Below are 23545 nucleotides of genomic sequence, written 5' to 3'. Positions count from 1 at the left end.
TAAAAATCATAGGCTTGCTTCGGCAAATTGCCTTTTTTTACATCGGTTTAACCAAATGCTCTATGAACCAACAAAAAAGTAATTATGTAATGTCCATGCTGATCATCGGCATGTTGTTTTTTACCATTGGGTTTGCTACCTGGGTAAACGGTACGCTCATCCCTTATCTGAAAATAGCCTGTGAACTGGAAACGGAGGTGCAATCCTATCTGGTGGCGACCGCATTTTTCATTGCTTACACGCTGATGGCGCTGCCTTCTTCTTATGTGCTCAATAAGGTAGGTTATAAAAAGGGGATGTCGCTTTCGCTGCTTGTAATGGCCGTGGGTGCGATCATCTTTGTGCCTGCGGCGCAGGTGAGGAGTTTTGATCTGTTTTTGGTGGGGCTCTTCATCATCGGTACCGGGCTGGCTTTACTGCAGACTGCCGTGAACCCCTACGTGTCGATCATTGGGCCAGCAGAGAGTGCAGCTCAGCGGATCAGTATCATGGGTATCTCCAATAAAGTGGCGGGAATACTGGCGGGATTGATTTTTGGGTACATCACACTGAGTGATGTGGATGCCCTGGAAGCGTCTCTTGAAATCATGAGTCTGGAGGAGAAAGCTGCTGCCTTGGATGAACTGGCCTCCCGCGTGATCATGCCTTACTATATCATCGCTGGGGTATTGGTGCTTTTGGCTGCAGCGATTTTTAAGTCTCCTCTGCCTGAGATCGACGATAGTGGAGAAGATGCTGCCGCTGGCAATGAGTCAGATGTTGCCGCACAGCGTACCAGCGTTTTTCAGTTCCCTTATTTGCTCTTGGGTGTGGTGGCGCTCTTTCTATATGTGGGAGCGGAGGTGATTGCTGGAGATACCATCATTAGCTATGGTAAATCGTTGGGCATCAGCTTGTCTACGGCCCGATATTTTACACAGGCTACACTGGCGTGTATGCTGCTGGGTTATGTGATCGGGATTTTCACTATTCCTAAATACATTTCGCAGGCCAAGGCGTTGAGTATTTTTGCCATTCTTGGTTTGATCTTTTCGGTATGTGCCCTGGTGACTGATGGATTTGTATCGGTCGGCTTTATTGCGCTACTCGGTCTCGCCAACTCGCTCATGTGGCCGGCGATTTTCCCACTTTCCATCCATAAACTGGGAAGGTTTACGAAAACAGGCTCTGCTATGCTGGTGATGGCGATTTCAGGAGGGGCGTTGTTGCCGCTGGCCTATGGCGCTTTGGCTGATGCTATAGACGGGCGTAGTGCTTACGTTATTTTATTACCCTGTTATGCGTTTATCTTGTTTTTTGCTGTGAAAGGACACAAAATAGGAGCTCCAAAATAAAGAGCGCTATTGTAAGACATTAAGGGCAATGCTCTATTATTGTGTAAAACGATAAGTATGAGATTGCCCTTTTTTATTGCTTTACTGATCATGTCGGGCCTTATGGCCTGCAAAGAGGATGAGACTCCAGATGTCTATGAGCCCAAGCAGATTACGCGGGTGCAGCTCATATTTAGTGATAAATCTGGCGGTGCACCGATCACTGTTTCAGCAGAAGACCCAGATGGGGCAGGGCCATTGCCGGTGCAGGCCTCAGCGTTTGGGCTCAAGTCAGGCACTGCCTACGATTTGTTTATCAAGCTGGAAAATGAATTGACCGATGAAGATGTGGCTGAGTTGGTGGAAGCTGCAGCTACTGAACATATGCTGTTTTATGCTTTTGATGACCAGCTTTTTGCAAGTCCAGAAGGAACGGGCAATATGGACGACCGGGGAGCGCAGGTCAACTATTTGGATCGCGATGAAAATGGATTGCCTTTGGGGCTGATTACTGCCTGGGTGACGGGTGAGGCTGGAGCAATAGGATCGTTTCGTATCAAACTTCAAAATCAGCCCAATCTAAAAAGTGAAACCTCCACCAGCGATGAAGGCTTCACAGATCTTGATTTGACGTGGCAGGTCACCTTGCAGTAGCTATTAAAATTTGATCATATAGGCGATGTTGGGTAGAAAAGGTAGCTGCGGCGACTGGATGATTTCCTGACTGCCGTGCTGGTAATACTCATTTACAATTCCCTGATGATTGGTGACATTCGAAATGTCAATTTTAAACTCTCTGGTAGTATTTCTTTTGTCTCTGCGAATTCCCATGGCGAGATTGATGAAAAAGATGTCATCTCCTTTTTCAGACCAGGGTTTGTCTTCATTACGCACTTCGTCTCCCGTGTTTCTGCTGGCTTCCAGGTCTATAGGAGTGTAGCGCGCTCCACCAAGTAAACTGATTTTGGTGTTAACGAAAAATGTTCGTCGTTTGTCGGGATTCCCGAAAGCCATTTCTTTTCCTGCCAGGAAATTGGTGGCGTAGTTGCCATTAAAGGCGGTGTTTCGCTCCACGCCATCTTTAGCCGTGTAAAAGGACTCATATACGGAAGCCGTAAGCATGTAGTAAAAGCCTTCTGCGAAATACCGCTCCAGAGTAAGCTCCAGCCCAAAATTGCGTCCAGTGCCCTCATTAACTAGCTGGCGTGTTTCAAAACTCTCTGTGCTATTCAATAGCGAGAAATGACTAGTGGGATCATCCACCACCGGTACATCATAGAGGTGTTGGTAATAGAGCTCAGCTTTTAGGTGAGTATTTCGGCCGATAGCTAAGCCATAGCCACCCACCAGATGGAGCGCTTTGGTTGGTTTGAGATGCTTGTTTGGGGTTTCCGTTCCACTGTTGGTTGGTCGCTTAGCCAGGTAGCTGGTGATACTCTCCAGACGGCTATGCAGGCCTGCGCCCAAGGTGAAGTGGTGCCTGTCAGTAGCATCCCATCGAGCACCTATTCTTGGCTCCAGGGTATAAGATCCATTGAGTCCATAGTACAAGGTATGCAGGCCGCTGGTGATGGTCCAGGTGCTGGAAGGTCGATATTTCCAGCTGGCAAAAGCCTGTAACGTGTAGGTATTGCCCTCGTCATCCAGTTGGGTTTGGATGGCTTCCTCTTCAAAATTGAATGCTTCCGCAAAAGCATTGTAGCTCAGCAATGAGCCAATAGTTCCTGTTTCTAGTTTATGCCGTGCATTGAGCTTTAGGTTATAAGTGGAGGCCAATCGGTAGGTGGTTTTGTTTATCTTGGAGGCTCCCATGTATCGAAACTGGTTGTTGTTATCCGGAAGGTGATCTTCCGTGCTGAGTGCTGTGGCACTTACGGAAAGTGTGTTTTTAATAAAAGCATCATTGCCAAAAAAATGCGTGTGACTAACTCCCAGTATGCCCAAATCTGCTCCCATGGTTCCCTTGTATTGACGAGTGCCATCTTCTTCTTCCTCTTCCACGGCGATTTCGCTGATGCCGCCCAGCCCAAAGGTGGTGAGGTAGTCGTTTTTGCCTAAAGGCAGGGCTACGTTAAAAGAAGCATCCTGATACTTTGGGATACCACCAAACTCGAGGAAGCCAAGGTCTGCGATCAGTTGTAAAGATGAATAGCGGTAATTGGCAATGTAAGACCCGCGGTAGCCTTTGGTAAAAGGGCCCTCTGCAGCAAAATCAATTCCGAACACGCTTGCACCGGCGGTATATTCACGGGTTTCGTTGTTGCCTTTTTTGAAGCGCATATCAAATACTCCGGAGAGTGCATTGCCGTACTCTGGGGCAAAGGCCCCTGAGAAAAAGTCGGAGTTGTCGAGCATATTGCTGTTGAGCGCATTGATGGGGCCGCCAGTGGCTCCTTCATTGGCGAAGTGGTTTGGATTGGGGATTTCCACACCTTCCAGCCTCCAGAGAATACCCCTTGGAGAGTTGCCTCGGACTACAATGTCATTGTTACCTTCGGCATTGCCAGTCACTCCTGCATAGCCCGACACCATTCGAGCAGGGTCGCTGAGTGCCCCGGCATAGCGCTTGGTTTCTTCTACCGAAAACGTACGGGCGCTGATCAAGGCCATCTCATTGAGTACTTCAGATTTTTGGGTGGCGGCCACTACCACTGCATCGAGGTTTTCTACCGATTCTAGCAGGCTGATTTCCAGTACCACTTCTTTGCCACTGCTTACGAGCACATTAGGAATGACTCGATCCTCATAGCCGAGGTATGTGGCTAGTAGGGTGATTCGACCCAATGGAACGTTGGTAAGTTTAAAGGCTCCGTTAGTGTCTGTGCTGGATCCAATAATTGGTGAGCTGCCCAACACCTGAATGGTGGCTCCTATAAGTGGTGTTTGTGCATCCTGGTCGATGAGTCTGCCACGAACGGTCTGAGTGTTTTGAGCACTTAGCTGTGTGGTGGTATAAAGCATCAGGTCCAGCACCAGGAGTAATCGAAAAAAAGTAAGGGGATTCATAGTTTCTTATAATTATGGTTTTCACCAAAAGGGAACCTGAAACTAAAAATACCCCTATGTGTAAAATAAAATTTTTACAATCTAATTCCGAATGTATAGCCTGCCCACCATTTGTGCATGATATCTCCTACCTCGTGCGAGAAGCTGGCATTTTCGCCCAGTTTATGAACTGCCGGGAAAGTGTCTGTATCTGCATTGTACATATAATGGACTACTGGTCCGCCAAAGATGCTGACGTCATCGAAGATGGTGAGTCCTGCTGTAAACCCTAGCCTTGGGTTGAGAATAGGGTGTGAAGTTTTTTCATTGAGTTTGAAAAGCGTGTGAGCGGTGAGGTCTACGGTGAGATAAAAGGGCTTTAGAGGGATGTCTGTGCCAAAACCACCTCCGGCGCCCCAGATTTCTTTTTGATCGTGAATGCCAGTGCTCAGGATGGTATAAAAGTGCTTGGCGCCGGACTTGAAGGAGAGGTTGTAGCGCGTTACGTCATTGCTCGATAGCTCAAAGGTGAGTACTTCATCTTTAGCTACGTTGATGATGCCGATCATGGTGCCTTGTTCTACTTTTTTAGCGATGTTGACGATTCCTACCTGTACGCCGTGGAGGTTTTGGGTGCGGTTGATAGTGCTGAGCTGCACACCATAGAGTGTGTCGGCGTGGTTGTAAACCCCTGAGAGTTGTAACCCAAAAATATGATGGCCATAGTTGAAGCAGCTGGCTAGCTGTGCTCCGTACATGTCGCCCGTGAGGAAGTTGAATGCTCCGGAGAGCTGTAGTCCGGTGGCTACCCGTGCAAAATTGGTGGCTCCACTGATCTGCGCTCCATTTAGGGTGTCTGTGTGATTGACTACTCCAGCGATTTGCCAGCCTGTAAAGCTGTTTTTGGTGCGATTGACCATGCCTGCCAGCTGTAGGCCTGTGCTGCTATGCCCAGTGGCGTTGAACACGCCAGCCACCTGTGCGCCTCGAAGCATGCGTTCGGTGATGTTAAACACTCCTCCAAGCTCTACTCCTTTGATGCCTTGTGTAAATCCTCCAATAATATTTAAGGACATGTTGTGGGTGAATTTTCCCGTAAGGAAACCATTGGTGCCTATGCCAGGTACGAGTGACATTTGAAAAACACGGTGTTCGGAGAGGTTGATGTTGCGTTGGTGGCGCTTGAGTCTTTGATTGATCCAAAAGTCTTTGATCCAGGTAGTATCGCTGATGAGCTTGCGCTGTTGTTTTTTGATGGGCTCCAGGAGAAGCTTTACAAACTCTCCTTTGGAGCGGTGTACCACGATGACCGTGTCTTTGTAGTTTTCTCGACTTACAGCGATTAGCATAGGATCTCCGCTAGTCTTGGGTGAGAGGGTGTAGGTTCCGTCTTGAGAGGTGAGGGTGGCTGCTGACAGCCGGTCTACCTCGTAAATACTTACTCCGGCGATGCGCTCACCCGTGTTGGCATCTACTACTTCACCTTGAATCTGCCCTGTTTTTTTGGGTGCCTTTTTTTTAATGGGTGTCAGTATGATGTAGCTGCCACGCACTTTGCATTCATAGGAGGTGCCTAGTAGGTCCAGGAGTATGGTCTGTACCGGAGTGTTTTCATAGTGGGCAGTCACCTTTCGCTGTGGGAGCTGGTCGGGGTTATATGAAAATCGCACATCGCTGCCAGCCGAAATGCTGTTGAGTGATTCTGCGATGGTTTGGTTTTGAAAGTTGACCGTTACTGACTGGTCCAATAGATCCTGACTGTAAAGTTGTGTGCTACCAAAGAGCACGATGCATGTGATTAGTTTTCTAAACATCCGTTTCCTGTTAAAATGTATTGATCGGGAGTACGCTGCACCTCCAGGTTCAGCGTTAAGCGGATGATTTCGATCACGTCTTCTAGCTTTTCAGCTTCAAAGGACACACTTAGTTTACAGGTATTCAATGCTTCACTTCCGATGACCACTTCTTGATCGTAGGCCAGATTGAGGGCTTCTACTACTTCAGGAAGGGTATTGCCTTTAAATTCCAGCCGCCGAGTTCTCCAAAAGTGGTCCGCCTCGGCCAACGTAGTGGACTCAGAGCGTTTGAGCTCTGCGTCTACTGCATCAAATGCTACGCGCTGCCCTGCAGTAAGGATCACCTGTTCGCTTTTGTATGTTACCTGCACTTTCCCAGACTTCACTGCCACACTAAGGGTGTTTGCTGCTTGCTTTACATTAAAAGCAGTACCCAATACCTGTACCTGTAAGTCTCCAGCCGATACAATGAATGGTTGCTCCGGATCGTGAGCCACCTCAAAGAATGCTTCACCTTTGAGCTTTACCTCACGGGTCTGGCCTTCAAAAGTCTCTGGAAACTCCACTTCACTGGCGGTGTTTAGCGTAATGGTGCTGCCATCTGCAAGAGCTACGGATTTGGTTTGAGTCACGGCAGCTACTTTGACTTGCTCCACCTGTTGGGAATACTGGTAAAGTACCACCATGGCACAGAGTAACGCTGCGACTGCCGCGGCAATGCTCCAGCGATGCGTGCTTTTCTGCGCAGGTTTTACTTTTTTCCAGGCTTTGTTTACGTTGTAGCTGTCGGTATAGTCTGCACCTCTGATCGCACGAGCATCCATCCACGCAACTTGCCACTGCCAAAGCTGCTGGGAGTTTGCGGGTGACTGGTTGGCCCATGCCTCTACCTGACGGGTTTCGTCAGTGGTTGCACTACCGGCAAAGTAGCGAGCCAATACCTCTTCGCTGATGCTATGTGAACGTTCGTTTTTCATCTGCTTACTATTCTGACAACCAGTTTAAAATTTACCCCCATGGGTGATGAAAAGAAAAATGAGTAAAAGGTAATCCTGCAGCTCGCGGCGGAGAATTTTGAGCGCTTTGCCCATTTGGTTTTCTACCGTTTTGATAGACAGATTAAGCTCTTCGGCGATTTCATGGTATTTTTTGCCTTCATATCGGCTCAGCTCAAAAATCTCGCGACATTTTTCAGGGATTTGTTCGAAGGCCTCATCGATCCGCGCTTTCAGCTCGTCTAGCTCCAAAAAGTCGGTGGTGTCGTGATCGGTGGAGAGGTGAAGCTGGTGCTCGGTGTAGGCGTTTTGGACTTTGAGGTGTTTTAGGTAATTGAGGCAGGCGTTTCTCACTGCACCAAACAAGTAGGACCTGATGGAAGTGCGGATGGTGATGGTGTCGGCTTTGGACCAGAGTCCGGTGAAAAGCTCCTGTACGATGCTTTCGGCCTCATCAGGATCGGTGACGTAATGCCGTGCAAAGTTGACTAGTCCGGTATAGTGCTCTCGAAAGATGCTTTCGAACTGTTTTTCGTCCTGAAATAGCAGTGTTTGATTGATAGCGGTCAAGGCGTGCGGTGATTTTCAGGTAAAGCTAAAAATGATTGCTAAAAAGTAGAATGGATTTGGTGCAAAGGTATAGATACGTTTTTATCTCAAGCACATGCGGACGCTTGCGCTAGGTCACTATATTATTCCTGCATCCTTGGACTAATAGGGGATCTTCAACTTTTTCTTTACCATTCTTCCATCTCTTTTTCAAGATCTTCCTGAGTGGTAAACTGACCAGAGCCTATTCTTGATTTTGCATCTCTCACTCTTTGTTTCAGGGTTTCTTCATTCATAGGCTCCCCTGATAAGGTATAATCCTCAATGTCTGCCTGGAACATCCCTTTCACTAAGCGCAAGATTCGATCATCCGCCTTATCAATATATTGGTGAAGCTCTTCTTTAATTGTGCTGTATCCATAAAAAACTCCTTTTCTACAAAATAACAATTTCTATTTGTTCTTCCTTTTACAATAACAGGAAGAACTGGTCAATATCGGCTCTCCGCCGCAAGGGTTCGCATCTCTAGCACAAGCGGATGCTTAAGCTAATAGGGTATGTATTTTTATACTTTCAAATTCTCAGGATCTTGACGTGTATCCCAAAAAATCAACAACTCAATTTCTTCAGATTTGATCCGATAGTACAAGCTAATATGCTTAGTGATAACCGCACGAAACACATCTTTCTTTTTGGAGTAAATATACTGCCTGGGATTTTGAGCAATGAAGTTGATTACTTCATCTGTTCGATCAAAGAAGCAATCAATTTCTTTTGAAGTCCAATTTTCCTCCAGATATTCGATGACCAAAGCATATGTAATTTCAGCTTCTGGTAACCATTTTATGGAGTAACTCATTTTTGATATTTCGCTCGAATTTCACTCATAACTACTGCATGGGGTCTTCCTTCTTCACGTTCCGATTGGGCAATAGCCTTGTTTATGGATGCCTGTAAATTGGGATGTAAATCATCCCACCAATCTTGATCCTTGTCTGCATCAATCATTGCATTAATGAGTGTTAAGAATCGATCATCGGCCTGATCAACATATTCATGGATTTTTTGTCTTATCTGAGTGCTGTTCATCCCTTTCTGCTTTTCTACAAAATAACAATTTCTAATCGTTTTTCATTTTACAATAACAGGAAGAATTGGCTCTCCGGCGCAAGCGTCCGCTTGTGCCAGCCATCTTCCTAAAGCACGCGTTCGCTGGTGACTCTATAAAAGTAAAACCTTCAACAGCCCTTTTCCTCCCGAATAGTCAATCGCACTGCTATACTTCCAATGCTCTGGCTCCAAAACGAATCCTGCTTTTACAGGGTTCATGTGTAGATAGTTTAGCCGCTGCGACATCATCCAAGTATAACTCAATGCAATAGGATGATTGTGCTGTTGCCATAGCTGCCAGTCTGAATTATTGCCATTTTTCTTGCCGGCCCTTTCAAACATCCAAAGCAACCATTCTTTCCTGCTTTCTCTCGGATGCTCCTTGATTTCTTCACGCAATTTCCTGGAAGTAAAACTCTTCATGTCTCGAAGAATATCCTGCATAGGATTAGCAGATGTACCCATGATCAGATGAACGTGATTTGGCATAATGCACCAGGCATATAGCTCCAAGCCTTTTTTTGATTGACAATACCGCAGGCTGTCCAGAAAAATTTCGCAGTACTCAGGCCTTGTGAACAGGTCTATCCAGTTTACGGTAGCAAAACTTACAAAATATAGCTGCTCCTGGTCATTGAATTTATACTTTCTGCTCACAAAACCAATGTAGGCAATTTATGGTAGATCGTTACAAATTGGTTTCATAATTGCGTGCTTTTATTCATTAGAACTTGTGGATGCCTTTTGGTTCAGGTACAAGTGGATGTCTTTTGATCCCAAGCACAAGCGGATGCTTCCTGGATTCTGGCATAAGGGGATGCGTTTTTATCTCAAGCACAAGCGGACGCTTGCGCTAGATCACTATATTATTTCTGCATACTTGGACTAGTGGGGGGTATATTACATTCGCATTAAAAGCGTTCGCACACCTAAAATATTACCCAACTCAATTAAATCCAGAACAGATTGGTAACCAATAGCAGGTATTTTCACATCTACCCAAGAAACGCAGTTTTCTGCACCGATCTTTCCATAAATTACATTAGTTAGCTCTTCATCTTGCTTCAATTTCATGTAAAGTTTTCTATAAGTTTGAGAGTCAGTGTGTTCGCTATACAGTTTTGCGAAATTGTTCCAAGCTTTATCACCAGGATAGTATTTTTCTAAAGCAGCCATTAATCATTTGAATTCAAAATCACCATATTTGATCCATTAGCGTTTCTTGCAGAAGGAGCTAAAATACCATCAAATCCGTTCTCTCGGGCGTAATTACCAAGTTGTTGAGTAACATCATAGCTGTCTGAAGTTATTTCATCTAAACTTACTCCTAAACGCTTTCTTATATCGACGTTGGTTAAGTCTAATACATTGTTCAAAGAAAATTCTTTCGACACCAATACTCGTCCATCCTGAGCACCATAATGTGAAATTTCCATGTAAGCTGTTTCTGGCGATGTGCCACCATAAACACCGCCATTGCCTGATCCTGTGTATCTGTGTTCAGCCGCAACATTATACTTATGTGTATCCCAAGTAGTAGAAACTCTATCAGGAATCTCATAACGATAAAGCTTACCTTTCCATTTAGTTCCAAGACCTGCAATGTCATTAATCAATCCACCACCAGTTATGCCTAGACCAATCAAGTCTACCGTCCCCATCATCAGCCTCTGTCCATCCCCAAAATCAGGGCGTCCTTCTTCCAATCTTCTGGTTTCCTGTATCCCATCATCAAATGAAAAGCCATAAACGGGAACGTTTACGTTGCTGACGTAACCGTTTCCGTTGACGAACTGGCTAAATCCAAAAGTCGTTCCTTCGACCAAACCCGAAATTAAACTAGTGGTGGTGTAAACCATGCCATCTATTGTAGACTCGGTGGCCTGCTTAGCAATTTCACCCCATGTCATCAAGGCATTTACATCCAAGTAACTTATAAATTCCAACCCATCTAAATCAATCCCATCAATCGGACGATTCATAGCAAATGGGTACGGCGACCAAGATGGATAACTCTTGGTCAATGGATCCACACTCAAAAACTTCCCGATCTCCGGGTTATAAATCCTAAACCCATAGTCGTAGTGTACATTTCCGAATGACTGATCCCTTTCCTTACCGTTAAAGCCGTAGCGGTAGGCGCTGCTGCCGGCCGTGTGGCTGGTAGCGCGAGTGCCGGGCTGCTCTAGTCCGAAAGGGTAGTAGTCGGTGCTACGGATCACCTCGGCCTCTTTGGTGTTGGTCACGCCATCGGTGGTGATGGTAAAGTCATCCGTCACTACGGCCATTACATTGCCCAGGTGGTTGGTGAGTTCGTAGGATTTGTTGCCCAGGGTGCGGCTGTTGCTGGTATTGGCCCCGGTATACATACCCAGTCGGCTGCTGCCATAGATGGGTACCTCGGCCAGTGCGTCATTTTTATAGACGGCCATGGTATTGCCGGAGGCATCCCGTACGTATCGGGTAGTAGAGGTGGTGGTGCTCTGGGTGTGTAGCTTAGCTACTCTGTTGCCAGCCGCATCGTAGAGGTATTGTACTTTGTCACCGTTTGTGAGCGTGACTTGCTCTACTTTGCCGGAGGCGTTCCAGGTGATGGAGGTTGTTTTTAGCTGATGCGGATGCCTTTTTATCTCAAGCACAAGCGGACGCTTGCGCTAGGTAACTATATTATTTCTGCATCCTTGGACTAGTAGGGGTTCTTAAACAGATATCAATTGAAGAGCTTTTATAAAAACTATTGCACTAACAGCTGGAAAAATGGGGAAAAATAAAAACCTTAAATAGCTTTCTGAGTATTCAATCAATAGATCACTAAAAATAAAATAGATGGCATAAAAAACTATTTGTGATATCACAACTGAAACAACAACCCATTTACCCCTTTTTTCAAATGAAAAGGTTGATTTCATATTGTCAGTATTTACGTAAAGAATAGCTGCAAGACAGCTGATAATCAATGAAAAAAAGATCATAACTTCCTTCTATTTATAGTCTTAATCATTACTCATCCTGTCCTTTTCATCAAAATCTTTCGCAGCAGGCTTAGACTTGTGCATAGTGTTCCATTCATCAATTGAATAAGATTTACCATTAGAAAATAATTGACCGGTAAAATTTCCATCATCATCAATATGAATAAACATGTTAATGTTTTCTGAATAGTCATAAAATGGATTTAGGAGTTCTGGCCCCAACTCTAACCTGTTACCATTTTCGCCTGCCATAATAGTTGTGAGAAAAACCCTAGTTCCTTTGGCATCCTCAATAAAAGACTCATAGGCTGGAAAATTTCTTCCAGTAATTTCTCCATGAACATGAAGCTTACCTGTTGTCTTTCCAAATTTCAGGTCAGAAGCCCATTCAATATCTGGTGCAACAATATTCCAAATTAATGGATCAGACCCTTCAATCTGAGTTTTTAATGTGCTTCCATCAAAATTTCCATATTGACGTTCTGGGGCTCTTGCTTCAGAATCATTCCCAATAAACATGTATTTACCCATCGTAATACTAGATGTCTGAAAATTATAATCATCTACAAAACCAGCATTGCCTAAACTAATCTTTGAAGCTCCGTACAATCTTGACGAAGCGTTTTCCCATGGCCTACTTGCAGGAGTGTAGGCCGTATGATCAAGAAGTGAAAACCCTCTATCATCACCTCTAAAACTCTTCTGAAATAACAAGAAAAGATCACCAAATGCATCCCAAGGAGCAAATGAACGCTGATGAACGATGTACTCTTCCAGCCCATCTAAATCTATTGCTACAATCGGCATATTCCCCGCAAACTGGTAAGGCGTGTACCATGGATACGAAGAAGTCAACGGATCCACACTCAAAAACTTCCCTATCTCTGGATTATAGATCCTGAAGCCATAGTCATAATGGACATTGCCGAAGCTGTTATCCCGTTCCTTGCCGTTAAAGCCATAGCGATAGGCACTGCTGCCGGCCGTGTGGCTGGTAGCACGTGTACCGGGCTGCTCTAGTCCGAAAGGGTAGTAGTCGGTGCTACGGATCACCTCGGCCTTTTTGGTGTTGGTCACGCCATCGGTGGTGATGGTAAAATCATCCGTCACCACGGCCATTACATTGCCCAGGTGGTTGGTGAGTTCGTAGGATTTGTTGCCCAGGGTGCGGCTGTTGCTGGTATTGGCAGGCCCCATGCCTCAGTTTTGAGGCTCCATGCCGATTCAGAAGGTGCCATGGAAGGCTTTTTAGGTTCCATGGCTCACATTATACGCTCCATGGTGGTAGAGGTGCTCTCCATGGCAGCCATGGAGTAGTTAATATCAGGAATGACCGAATAAAATTTGGCATGAAGGTGGAAAAATCACCATGACGAAATAAAATTAGGCATGAAGGGATTTGTGTTCGCCATGGAGCTTTTTAGACTAGCATGGATGCCATTTGGTCTCAAGCACAAGTGGATGCCTTTTTATCTCAAGCCCAAGCGGAGGCTTGCGCTAGGTCAAGGAACAATATTCGGCATGATACTTTAAGGATTGGAACATCTCCGTATCTTTAGTTCATGATCAAAGCCTTAATCCTGACAGGGGGTAAAAGCACTCGCATGGGAACGGATAAGTTTCTCATGGAAGTAAACGGTAAACCTCAGTACCAGCATTTGTATGAGCTTCTGACCGGGCTCGGTTTAGAAACCTATCTTTCCTGTAGTGCAGAACAAGTGAAAAAACTTCATGGATCGGTGCCACTTATCAAAGACATTCATGATGGAATAGGACCCATTGGAGGGCTGGCTGCAGCCATCACAGCATTTCCGGATACCAGCTGGCTAGTGGTAGCCTGTGATCTCATACATTTTGAAGTAGAAACGGTTAACGAACTGCTCCGGGCAGATGATGAAAACTATGATGTCATCACTTATCAGCAGGAGGGGAGCTCTTTTTTCGAGACCACATGCACGCTTTACCATCCATCCGCATATATAGTTATCCGCCGAAATATCCGCAATGGCGACTACAGCCTGCAGTCGGTATTGAAAAAATCCATGGTTAAAACCATAGTGCCATCAAATCCGCAATGGCTTAAAAATGCCAACAGCAGAGAGGATTTGAATTCTTAATTAAGGTGTAGTATTCTCAAGACTGAAAAAAATCCATATTCGAAGGTAGGAGAAATTCGGTTTAGTATGTTTATATAACAATTACAGAGTCGAAACATTAAATAATTAAACCAATGAAAACGCTAACAAGACTAGGATTTCTTTTGCTATTTGCATTCGCAGTGATGAGCTGTGAAGACGAGCCGGAGCTTACTGCATCTGTATCTATCAATGAAACAGGAAGTGATTTGGGCGGTGATGTTACCGGAAATGGTGGTAGTGCCACTGAGTCATACACCTGGACCAATAACCTAACTACAGTAGATTACAATATGGATATCACCGCTGCTCAAGAGGGTAGTTTTCAGCTACAGATCACAGATGCAGATGGAAAGGTGGTCTTAAACCAAACGTTAACTTCCGGCGTGGGAGATGACTCCAAATCTGGCGTATCCCAAAGTGGAACAGCTGGCGAATGGACTGTTGAAGTTATTCTCAAAGACTTCAAAGGAGACGGTTCTTTTTCTATCAGCCCAGGAGACTGATATTAATGGAGTAGCGGCTAAAGAGGGAGTATTAGATGCTGGCTTTTTGGTACCCCTCTTTGCTGCCTCCGCACGTAGGGCAGGTATAGCTGCTCGGTAGGCTCCAAAAGGCCGTGCCGGGCTCAATACCAGCTTCCAGGTCTCCATACGACGCGTCGTATACTGTCTGACAGTGCACACACTGGTACAGGTCTTTTTCTAGGTTTTCGGTAATGGATTTTACCTTGGGTGACGGGCTCTTTTCCTCATCCATCCCCTCAAAGTATACCAAGCTGAGCTCCAGAATAAGTGCAGCCAATACCGATTTATGCACCTTGCTCGCATAAGTCTGGTAGTCGGTAAGGTTGGGGTTGAAGTTTTTGCTGTAAAGGATGTTGTAGGTTTCGGGCTCTTCGCACTTTTCGATCACTACTGACGTAAACAGGGTGATGTTTGGTGTGGTTTTGATGGTAAACGTGAGGCCATAAGTACTGATGTCCTGCTTGTCTAGCTCGCGCACCAGGTAAAACTTCAGATCCAGGGCCTCCTGATCCAATGCAGGCAGGTGCCAGTTGAGTTCCAGCGAGCTGTGGCGCAGGTTCATTCCAAATTTTCCCATCAGCTTTTCCCATCCTATCCGGTCTTTTTCGAAGATGCCTTTGATCACAAAGGATTTCCATGGTGTGAGCGTGACTTTGCCCACTTCCGTTTCGATGCACCGCTCCATGATGGCCTTTAGGGTGCTGATCCGGTATTTATTGTCGCGCCAGTAGAGACCTAGCCAGTATTTCCCGTCTGGCAGTCGATTGATCCCCTCGTAGTAAGGGAAGTGGGTTTCCGGTAGTACCAGGTTTTCCGTTACGGGCTGGGTGTTCATTTTTACATTGTCCGTGAGGAAGGTGAAAATCTCCCGGTAGCTCCAGTCTTTGTTGGCTATAGCATTGTCTTCCAGCGCACGAGCGATTTTTACCAGGTCTTCGGTATACACCAAAAGAGGCATTTGCCATGGGGCGTTTTGTATGTGCTGAAACCTCAGGTATACATACCAGTAGTTTTCTTGCCCAGAGGCAATAAAGTTGACCTGCCCGGTAAACAGCGGAACCAAACTTTGAGAAGGGTCTACCACGTTTACACGCAGCCTGGTGCGGTAATCGAAGCTATTGAGAATGTAGTGGTAGATGTGTGATGCCAGCCACTTTTTTCCCGGTAGGATATCCTGTGAGACATAGGAGCTGAGGATGTTTTGGTACTCAAAAGAGTTGATCTCGTACTCCGTCTGGATGGACTTAAAAGTCTCGTCCAGTATCTCTTTGCTTTTTTCCTTGGCGGCAAAGAGGATGTCTTGTCGGGAGCCAAAATGCACGTGGGACGCGCCCAGTTTTTCGGCCATCAAAAGCAACTTTAGAAACTCTCCGGGAGAGATGATGCCTCCTTTTACAAATATCCTTACCAGGTCTTTTACTTGCATATGCTCACAAATATACGTTTAGCTGACCGGCTCCACAGACCGATCGATCAATCGTTTTACCTCTGACTTGCAGCTACCACAGCCAAGCCCGGCGCCAGTTGTCTGGCACAGGCTGTTGAGGTCCTGACAGCCCTTGCTTATGGCTTCCTGTAGGTTGACTTCACCCACATTGTTGCACGAGCATACCAGTTTGCCCTTCACTGGTTCGGGTGCATTACCGGATCTTAGCAGCTGCATTCGTTTTTCGGATAGCTCCGTGCCACTTTCTATTAGTTCCTTGTATTCCGCAAACTCCGCTTTGTCTCCGAGGAGGATGGTGCCCACCAGTTTGTCATTGTGGATGATGCACTTTTTGTAAAACAGTGCTTCCCGGTCCAGGAATGTAATCTCGCTGTAGTTTTTTCCATTCACCGGTATTTCCGGAATCCCCACGGAGCAGAGGTCCAGACTGGGGAATTTGAGGATGTTCATGGGTGAGGTACCGGTATAATACTGTGAAGGGTCACCTGCAAGGTAGCGAGCACAGATGTCTGCCTGGGCTTCAGCCGCAGCAGTGATGCCGTTCATTCGCTGATTGTGCTCAGCGATTTCGCCGAGGGCAAAGATGTCCGGGTCGTTGGTCTGCAGGTAGTCGTTTACCTTCACGCCGCGTCCATGCTCCAGTCCTGCATCAGCTGCGAGTTGGATGTTTGGTCGGGTGCCAATGGCGTACACCACGGCATTAACTGTAAGACTGTTGCTACTTTTCAGAGAAATGTCCAGAAGCTTTTGCTCATTTTCGGTGATGCTTACCACCTCGTCATTGGTATAGACGCGCACGCCCAGGTCTTCTACATACTCGCGCAGCATGGCGCTGGCTACAGGGTCTAGCTGGCGCTCCATCAGTCGGGAGCCGAGCTGTACGATGGTGGCGCTCACTTGCATTTCGGTGAGAGCCGCAGCCAGCTCCAGCCCCAGAAGTCCCCCGCCGATCACCAGGACGTGACTCCCAGGGCAGAGCTGTTTTTTTAAGTCGTCGGCATTTTCTCTGTCGCGCATGGTAAATACGCCCGGCAGGTGCATCGGAGCATTTGGCGGTACGAACGCCCGGCTACCAGTGGCCATGATAAGCATGTCGTAAGGATGGGACGCTCCATGATGATCTGTAACCGTCTTGTGCTCACGGTCTATTTTTTCTATGGGATTGGCAGGGTGCAAGACCAGATCGAGCTGTGCCAGTTCGGTCTCGGTATATTTCACCAGATCCTTCCATTCTTTGGTTTCGTTTACATAATCCGGCAGTAGTACCCGGTTGTAAAAAGGCCACTTTTCTTTAGAGAAGACGTGGATTTCGTCCGATTTGTTAAATTCTCTGTAGGTATTGACAAAGCGATAAGCTGCGGCACCAGCACCGATTACTACAACCTTGCGGGGGGGAGCGGTATAAGGTACTACCTCTACTGCCGAAAATTTGAATCCAGGCTGTTTGGATTTGGGATCATAGCGTTCGCTGGTGAGGTTGTTGGCCCTGTTCAGGTCTCCATTGAGCTTTTTGCCCCAGTGCATAGGGAGAAATACCACGCCCTTTTTGATGGCTGTGCTCAGACGTGCTGCTACCTGCACTTCGCCACGGGCATTGCTGATGAGCACCGGCATGCCTTCGGTGATGCCTCTTTGAGCTGCGTCTTCTGGATGGATTTCCAAAAAGGGCCTGTCGATGTGTTTTTTGAGCTTGGATACTTTGCCTGTGCGGGTCATTGTGTGCCACTGGTCGCGGATACGCCCGGTGGTGAGGATCAGCGGGAAGTCAGGGCTGATTGGTTCTGCCTCGTTTTCTGGTCCAGTGGTGTGAATGTTTGCTTTTTGGTCGGGAGTAAGAAACTTCCCGTCTTCAAACAGGCGCGGAGTGCCCCCGTGGTTGGGAGCAGGTACGGGCCATTGCATGGACCGTTCTATTTTTAAGCGTTCGTAAGAAAGCCCAGTAATGTCTATAGGGGTGTCTTTGGTGAGCAACGCATATTCGTCATAGACTTCACTCATAGACTCAAAGTCAAAGCCATGATACCCCATTTTATCAGCGAAACGCATGAGTATCTCTGCATCGGGGAGTGCATTGCCGGGAGGGTCCAGCAGCTTGGGGAGGTACGAAATCCGTCGCTCGGAGTTGGTCATGGTTCCTTCCTTTTCCAGCCAGCCGGCAGCTGGCAGCAGTAGGTCGGCATACTGTGCTGTATCACTGTTTTTAGAAATGTCTTGCACCACTACAAAACGCGCTGCTTTGAGGGCTTCATCTACCAGCCGTGCGTTGGGCATGCTCACAGAGGGGTTGGTGCAGATCACCCAGATGGCTTTCATTTTGCCTGATTTCAGGGCGTCAAACATCTCTGTAGCTGTAAGTCCGGGTTTTTCCTGGATGGACTCTACTCCCCAAAAGTCGGCTACTTCTTTTCGGTGTTCGGGGTTAGCGAGGTTTTTGTGTGCTGCCAGCAGGTTGGCCAGGCCACCTACTTCGCGTCCGCCCATGGCATTGGGCTGACCAGTGAGTGAAAATGGCCCGCAACCAGGCTTACCTATTTTTCCTGTGATCAGGTTGAGGTTGATCAGTGCCAGGTTTTGGTTGACACCTGTCGTGCTTTGGTTGAGCCCCATGGCCCACATGGTGATAAAGCCTTTGGATTGCCCAATCAGGCGGGCAGCCTGGATAATATCGTCTTCCGGCACCTGACAGATGGCTGCATATTCTTTGAGTGACTTGCCTTTTACTTCTTTGGCGTATTGCTCGTATCCGTTGGTGTGCTGGCGGATAAAGGCTTCATCGATCATCCCCTGATCGATCAGGTACTGACCTACGGCATGAAATAGATACTTGTCGGTACCCGGCTGGACCTGCAGGTGCAGGTCCGCCAGTGCACAACTATCAGTCACCCGAGGGTCTACTACTATTATTTTTACTTCTGGGTTTTCGGCTTTATGCTTTTCGATGCGTCGGAAAAGTATTGGGTGACACCATGCCGGGTTGGCTCCAGCTATGAGAATGGTATCGGACAGCTCTATGTCCTCATAGGAGATGGGCACGGCATCATCTCCTACAGTCTCTTTATAGCCCACCACAGCTGAGCTCATGCACAGACGGCTGTTGGTGTCGATGTTGTTGGTACCCAAAAAACCCTTTACGAGCTTGTTGGCCAGGTAATACTCTTCGGTAAGTAGCTGGCCCGATACGTAGAACCCCACACTGTCTGGGCCGTGCTGTTCTATAAACGTCTTGAATACTGCTGCTGCTCGCTGCATGGCCGTATCCCAGGAGACTTCTTCTAGTGGATGCCGTCTACTCCAGCGCATTTGAGGTGCCGTGAGTCGGTCGCTTTGGTCCATTGCGGTATAGTGCAAGTTCATCCCTTTGCTGCATAGCATCCCTTTATTCACAGGGTATTGTTCGTCGCCCTTCAGTGTGAGCTTGCCTTTGTCGCTTTTGCGTATTTCTATTCCGCAGCCTACTCCGCAGTAGGAGCAGGTGGTTTTGATCGGTGGTCCCCATTTTTGTGGCATGAGCGAGATGGTTTTGTTGGGATTAGGCTGATTTTACGACTTCTGGATGTAGTTCTATGGCTGCTTCCTTTTCAGATTTGTCTTCACGAGCCTGAGCCTCCATGGCAGGAGAAAAGCGCACCAGGAAGCTGAAGAATGATACTCCCAATACGATCACCCCGAGGATGAGGAAAGAATCGGTCCACTCCAGTCCGGTAAGTTGTTTTTTGAATAAAAGCATGCCCGCTACTGCGCCTGCATTGCCGCCCGCACCTACGATTCCGGATACCGCACCCAGTGCTTTTTTGTTGATGAAAGGTACCACGCTATAGGTGGCTCCTTCGCTCATCTGTACAAAGAGGCTAAAGACTAGCAGTGCACCGATGATCCTTGGGATGGTGCCCATTCGGGAAAAGAGAATGAGCGCCAGGCCTTCGCAAAAGAGTGCAAGGAAAAGCCATTTTACACGACCATTGAGACCAGACATCCTTCCGAAGCGGTCTCCGATAGCTCCGCCTAGTGAGCGAGCAAAGAGGTTCATCAATCCGAAGATCCCAGCGATCAGTCCAGCCGTTTTGATGTCCATATCAAAGTAGTCTGTGAAGTACAAAGCGGCTTTGGAGTTGACGATGAGTTCTACCCCAAAGCACGCTCCGTAGATTAGAAACAAAACCCATACCCGGTGGTCTTTTACAGCGGCAAGCATTGAGCCGTTAGCGTCTTTTTTCTTTTTCGAGCGGTTGGGCAGGTCTTTGTAGTTGCCCTGCGGAGTGTCTTGTGTAAAGAAGTAATAGGCAACTCCCATAAGGAGTAGCATGATACCCGGGCCAATCATGGCATACCTCCAGGCGAGGTGTTCAGCACCTACGTAGGCCAGCACTCCGGCAAATACCATGGGCATGACCTGCTGGGTGACACCACCTCCCAGGTTTCCCCAGCCAGCTGTAGTGGCGTTGGCAGTACCCACGATGTTGGGGGCAAACATCACTGATGTATGAAACTGTGTGATGACAAACGCTGCACCAATGGCTCCGATAAACATACGAGCGAGTAAGAACTGCTCATAGCTCTGGGCAAGTCCTATAAGCATCACAGGAATAGAACCTAAAATCAATAACCAGGTGTAGGTAATGCGAGGACCGATTCGGTCGCATAACCAGCCTATGATCAGGCGCATAAATACCGTAGATGCTACAGCGATCATGTTGGTGTTTACGATTTGATCGGTAGTGATTCCCAGGTCTTCTCGAACAATCGAAAGCATGGGGGCTATTCCAAACCAGCCAAAAAAGCAGAGAAAAAAAGCGAACCACGTGAGGTGAAAAGTCCTCATGTGGAGGCTGCTGAGGTCAAATAACTTGATTTGTTTGGCTTGTCCTGATTTAGATAATTCCATAATGAAAGTTTTTTACGTAATTACTTAGTTTCAAAACTACGTAATAACTTTCAATAAATAAGTAAAAATACGTATTTAAAATACGTAAAACTTCGTGGGGTTATCTATGAAAGATGTTTTGAGCCATTTCCATATTCAGTGCAGCACCGGCTTTATTGCCAGCAGCCACAGCATTGGCTACCGATCGTAATGGGTAGCAGTTGTCGCCGCAAGCATATACACCCTCCACTGTAGTTTGCTGCATTTCGTTTACTTGTATGAAGCCCTGTTCGTTGTGTTGGCAGCCGAGCTGAGCGGCGATATCTGAGTGTTGCTCAAAGGGAATGCTGGCATAAAGGCTGTCCAGTGCATTGGAGGATCCATCGGCGAGCTTGAGTTTTTGTAAGTTGCCATGCTCATGAATGACTTCAGTGATTGGAGCCTCGATGACGGGAATTTGGTGTTTCGCCAGGAGTGCCAATTCTTTGTGATCAAACTCCTGGGGACCGTTGGTGAAAATGGTTAGTTTGCTGGTCAGATTTTTTATCAGGCTGCTGAGATGTAGCGCTTTTTTGCCATTGGCCAGGAGTCCGGTCTGCTGATTTCTGACCTCATAGCCATGACAATAGGGGCAATGAATGATACTTTTTCCCCAGCATTGGGCAAACCCAGGAATGTCAGGCATCAAGTCTTTGAGGCCAGTGGCTATTACGAGTTTTTTGGAGTGAAATGTTTGACCAACTTGGCTCTTTACTTTAAAGCCACCAGCTATTTGCTGGCTCTGCACCGCATAATCCTGGAGCCAGGTCACGGATTCATATTTAAGTACCTGTTCTCTGGCAGTAGCGGCTATTTCTAATGGCGGACTGCCATCCTGAGTAAGGAAGTTTTGAGAATGAGGCGAAAACCTGTTGCATGGCTGGGCAGCATCTATTATTAGAGTTTGGCGCAAGGACCTACCGAGAGCTAACCCTGCTGATAATCCGGCATAGCTGCCGCCAATGATTATGACGTCAAAAGTAGATGGTGTGTTCATTTGATTTTTTTTGGGCTCAAAGAACACACTTCAATATCATAAATGCAATTAAGTTGCAATTATGATATTACTTATGTCGTGTGCATTACCTGTTAGATGGCGTGGCTGGGTTGGTCCAGTTTTGCTTCCAGTTCCTCTATGCGACCCTTCAGTTTGAGGTTTTCCATCATTTGGCTGGTGGTTTTTAGGGTGTATGATTTGTCTTTTTCGATTACTTCTTCTTTCAATTGTATAGCGAGCTTTTTGAGTTCTTTGATTCTACTGTTGGCTTGCTTGATTTGTGTGGAGGAGTAGTTTTGTTCGTCGTTTCTCAGTACGCTGAGTTTAGAAATAATGGATTCTTTTTGTTTGGAGTCTACAAACATCGGTCTGAAGATGAACAGGATTTCCATGAGAATCACCAGCAAGGTGGTGCCCAGCAAATAGTACTCTACCGTTGAAAGCATTTCGATTTTGGCGGATGCCTGCTTGTCATACTGGAAGGTGATCTTGTTCATCAGCGTAAGAAACTCTCCTTCATTGGATTTGATAGCGGCTATTGCATCCGTCGCCTGGTTTTTTCTGGAGGAGTTTGCTGTTTCGAAGCTCATGCTTATCAGTTCTTCGGAGGCCTGTTTGATCGCTGTGTAAAAGGGATCTATCTGCTGAAATAGGGCTTGCAAGGCCTGGTCTTTGTTCATTTCGCTTACATCTATTTCAGAGCTACCAAATTGTAAGTCTGCATGTGAGGTAGTCCAAAGCTTGTAGGCTGCTTGCAGTTCTGATTTAGCGAGATCAAAGGCTTGCTTGTCTTCAGCCGTTTGAAGTTTGAGTGAGGCTTTGGTGATTTTTTGGCTAAGCATCCGCTGACGCCCGGAGATGTTGATGATGCGAGCATCTGACTTGCTGTCTTTGATGGTCTTTTGCATCAGCAATTGACTGCCGAGGATAACCAGTGTAAGTACGCCTAATACTAGTAGGTACTTTGAAGTGAATTTTTTCATAGCTGAGATGATTGTTTAGTGATTTAAAAAGTTGAGTAAATACGCGCGATAGTCATAGTATTCAGGGTGCTCCAGAACTTCCTTTCGATTGCGTGGACGTGCGAAAGGAATTACCAGTTCATCACCTATTTTGGCATAAGGGCCGGAGGTCATCATGATCACCCGGTCGGCCAAAAAGATGGACTCGTCTACATCGTGCGTGATGGCTACTGCTGTAATTTTTTCTTTTTGCCAGATCTCTAGTAGTACATCTTGTAGCTCTCCCCGGGTGAGGGAGTCCAGCATGCCAAAGGGTTCGTCTAGCAGGAGTATTTTAGGTTTCAATGCAAACGCTCGAGCGATACCCACCCGCTGCTGCATGCCTTGGGAGAGCTCAGTCGCTTTTTTGTGAAAGTCATTACCTAGCCCGACTTTGTCCAGGTAGTATTTGCAGATTTCTAGTTTTTCGGCCTTTGATGCCGAAGGAAATACCTGCTTGACGCCTATCAGTACATTTTGCAGCGCGGTAAGCCAGGGCAGTAAGCTGGGAGACTGAAATACCACAGCCCGATCTGGGCCTGCTTCTCGCACCGGTTCTCCGTCTACGTAGATGGTGCCTCCGCTGATTTCATTGAGGCCGGCGATCATGGTGAGTAGTGTGGATTTACCACAGCCCGAATGCCCGATGATGGATACAAATTCGCTCTGCTTGATTTCGAGTTGTAAATCATCCAGTACCACGTAATCTCCTGTGGGCGTTGGGTAGACTTTTTGGAGGTTTTCACACACCAGCATGTTGGGCATGTGATCCAGGTGATGGTTTACCTTGGGTGCTTCTTTTAGTAATGCTTCCATGA

Annotated in this window: 21 protein-coding genes; 4 read left to right on the top strand and 17 right to left on the bottom strand. The window is 46.8% G+C overall.

Going from position 1 to position 23545, the window contains the following annotated elements; genetic code table 11:
* Positions 1-62 precede the first annotated feature (62 nt).
* Both C7460_RS00810 and C7460_RS00805 read left to right on the top strand, forming a co-directional pair.
* Positions 63-1334 (top strand): sugar MFS transporter, encoded by a 1272-nt coding sequence (locus C7460_RS00810; protein WP_221409415.1) that lies wholly within the window; start codon positions 63-65, stop codon positions 1332-1334.
* 57 nt (positions 1335-1391) lie between these two features.
* The gene (locus C7460_RS00805; RefSeq protein WP_147302810.1) at positions 1392-1967 is read left to right on the top strand and encodes a hypothetical protein; all 576 of its coding nucleotides are present in this window, start codon (positions 1392-1394) and stop codon (positions 1965-1967) included.
* Between the two features lie 3 nt (positions 1968-1970).
* Here C7460_RS00805 and C7460_RS00800 read toward each other — a convergent pair whose 3' ends face one another.
* The 11 genes from C7460_RS00800 to C7460_RS00745 form a co-directional block, all read right to left on the bottom strand.
* On the bottom strand, positions 1971-4319 hold the full coding sequence (locus C7460_RS00800; protein WP_115866154.1) for a TonB-dependent receptor: 2349 nt from the start codon (positions 4317-4319) through the stop codon (positions 1971-1973).
* 74 nt (positions 4320-4393) lie between these two features.
* The gene (locus tag C7460_RS00795) at positions 4394-6112 is read right to left on the bottom strand and encodes an STN and carboxypeptidase regulatory-like domain-containing protein (protein WP_115866153.1); all 1719 of its coding nucleotides are present in this window, start codon (positions 6110-6112) and stop codon (positions 4394-4396) included.
* A complete protein-coding gene (locus C7460_RS00790) occupies positions 6097-7071 on the bottom strand; it encodes a FecR family protein (RefSeq protein WP_115866152.1) in 975 nt (324 codons plus the stop codon). Before C7460_RS00790 ends, C7460_RS00795 begins: the two co-directional genes overlap by 16 nt.
* A 24-nt stretch (positions 7072-7095) precedes the next feature.
* Positions 7096-7659 (bottom strand): RNA polymerase sigma-70 factor, encoded by a 564-nt coding sequence (locus tag C7460_RS00785; RefSeq protein ID WP_115866151.1) that lies wholly within the window; start codon positions 7657-7659, stop codon positions 7096-7098.
* A 167-nt stretch (positions 7660-7826) separates the two neighbouring features.
* Positions 7827-8087, bottom strand: coding sequence for a hypothetical protein (locus tag C7460_RS00780; protein ID WP_115866150.1), 261 nt, complete (start codon positions 8085-8087; stop codon positions 7827-7829).
* A gap of 116 nt (positions 8088-8203) precedes the next feature.
* The gene (locus C7460_RS00775) at positions 8204-8497 is read right to left on the bottom strand and encodes a type II toxin-antitoxin system RelE/ParE family toxin (RefSeq protein WP_115866149.1); all 294 of its coding nucleotides are present in this window, start codon (positions 8495-8497) and stop codon (positions 8204-8206) included.
* Complete coding sequence (locus C7460_RS00770) at positions 8494-8727, bottom strand: hypothetical protein (protein WP_115866148.1); 234 nt, start codon at positions 8725-8727, stop codon at positions 8494-8496. The genes C7460_RS00775 and C7460_RS00770 overlap by 4 nt, the downstream gene beginning before the upstream one ends.
* A 132-nt stretch (positions 8728-8859) precedes the next feature.
* Positions 8860-9405: an REP-associated tyrosine transposase gene (locus C7460_RS00765; RefSeq protein ID WP_115866147.1), complete on the bottom strand. Its 546-nt coding sequence runs from the start codon at positions 9403-9405 to the stop codon at positions 8860-8862.
* Positions 9406-9648: 243 nt separating this feature from the next.
* On the bottom strand, positions 9649-9924 hold the full coding sequence (locus C7460_RS00760) for a hypothetical protein (RefSeq protein WP_115866146.1): 276 nt from the start codon (positions 9922-9924) through the stop codon (positions 9649-9651).
* Positions 9924-11387: an RES domain-containing protein gene (locus C7460_RS00755; protein WP_115866145.1), complete on the bottom strand. Its 1464-nt coding sequence runs from the start codon at positions 11385-11387 to the stop codon at positions 9924-9926. The genes C7460_RS00760 and C7460_RS00755 overlap by 1 nt, the downstream gene beginning before the upstream one ends.
* Positions 11388-11741: 354 nt before the next feature.
* On the bottom strand, positions 11742-12917 hold the full coding sequence (locus C7460_RS00745) for an RHS repeat domain-containing protein (protein ID WP_115866143.1): 1176 nt from the start codon (positions 12915-12917) through the stop codon (positions 11742-11744).
* Between the two features lie 365 nt (positions 12918-13282).
* On the opposite strand from C7460_RS00745, the gene mobA reads away from it, so the two are divergent.
* A complete protein-coding gene (gene mobA, locus C7460_RS00740; protein ID WP_115866142.1) occupies positions 13283-13837 on the top strand; it encodes a molybdenum cofactor guanylyltransferase in 555 nt (184 codons plus the stop codon).
* Between the two features lie 113 nt (positions 13838-13950).
* Entirely contained in the window at positions 13951-14361 is a 411-nt protein-coding gene (locus C7460_RS00735) for a hypothetical protein (RefSeq protein ID WP_115866141.1), read from the top strand.
* A 31-nt stretch (positions 14362-14392) separates the two neighbouring features.
* Here C7460_RS00735 and C7460_RS00730 read toward each other — a convergent pair whose 3' ends face one another.
* The 6 genes from C7460_RS00730 to C7460_RS00705 all read right to left on the bottom strand — a co-directional run bounded on the left by C7460_RS00730 (position 14393) and on the right by C7460_RS00705 (position 23543).
* The gene (locus C7460_RS00730) at positions 14393-15808 is read right to left on the bottom strand and encodes a rubredoxin domain-containing protein (protein ID WP_115866140.1); all 1416 of its coding nucleotides are present in this window, start codon (positions 15806-15808) and stop codon (positions 14393-14395) included.
* Positions 15809-15826: 18 nt separating this feature from the next.
* Positions 15827-19336: a nitrate reductase gene (locus tag C7460_RS00725; protein ID WP_115866139.1), complete on the bottom strand. Its 3510-nt coding sequence runs from the start codon at positions 19334-19336 to the stop codon at positions 15827-15829.
* A 22-nt stretch (positions 19337-19358) separates the two neighbouring features.
* A complete protein-coding gene (locus tag C7460_RS00720) occupies positions 19359-20711 on the bottom strand; it encodes a NarK family nitrate/nitrite MFS transporter (protein WP_115866138.1) in 1353 nt (450 codons plus the stop codon).
* 100 nt (positions 20712-20811) lie between these two features.
* The gene (locus tag C7460_RS00715; RefSeq protein WP_115866509.1) at positions 20812-21726 is read right to left on the bottom strand and encodes an NAD(P)/FAD-dependent oxidoreductase; all 915 of its coding nucleotides are present in this window, start codon (positions 21724-21726) and stop codon (positions 20812-20814) included.
* Between the two features lie 92 nt (positions 21727-21818).
* Entirely contained in the window at positions 21819-22709 is an 891-nt protein-coding gene (locus C7460_RS00710; RefSeq protein ID WP_115866137.1) for a type IV pili methyl-accepting chemotaxis transducer N-terminal domain-containing protein, read from the bottom strand.
* 15 nt (positions 22710-22724) lie between these two features.
* Positions 22725-23543, bottom strand: a complete 819-nt coding sequence (locus tag C7460_RS00705) for an ABC transporter ATP-binding protein (RefSeq protein ID WP_115866136.1) — start codon at positions 23541-23543, stop codon at positions 22725-22727.
* Between the last annotated feature and the right edge of the window lie 2 nt (positions 23544-23545).

The organism is Marinoscillum furvescens DSM 4134 (genome assembly GCF_003386095.1).
Taxonomy (GTDB): domain Bacteria; phylum Bacteroidota; class Bacteroidia; order Cytophagales; family Cyclobacteriaceae; genus Marinoscillum; species Marinoscillum furvescens.
Note: the sequence above shows the minus strand (reverse complement) of the source record. Positions and strands in the feature narration are given on the sequence as shown.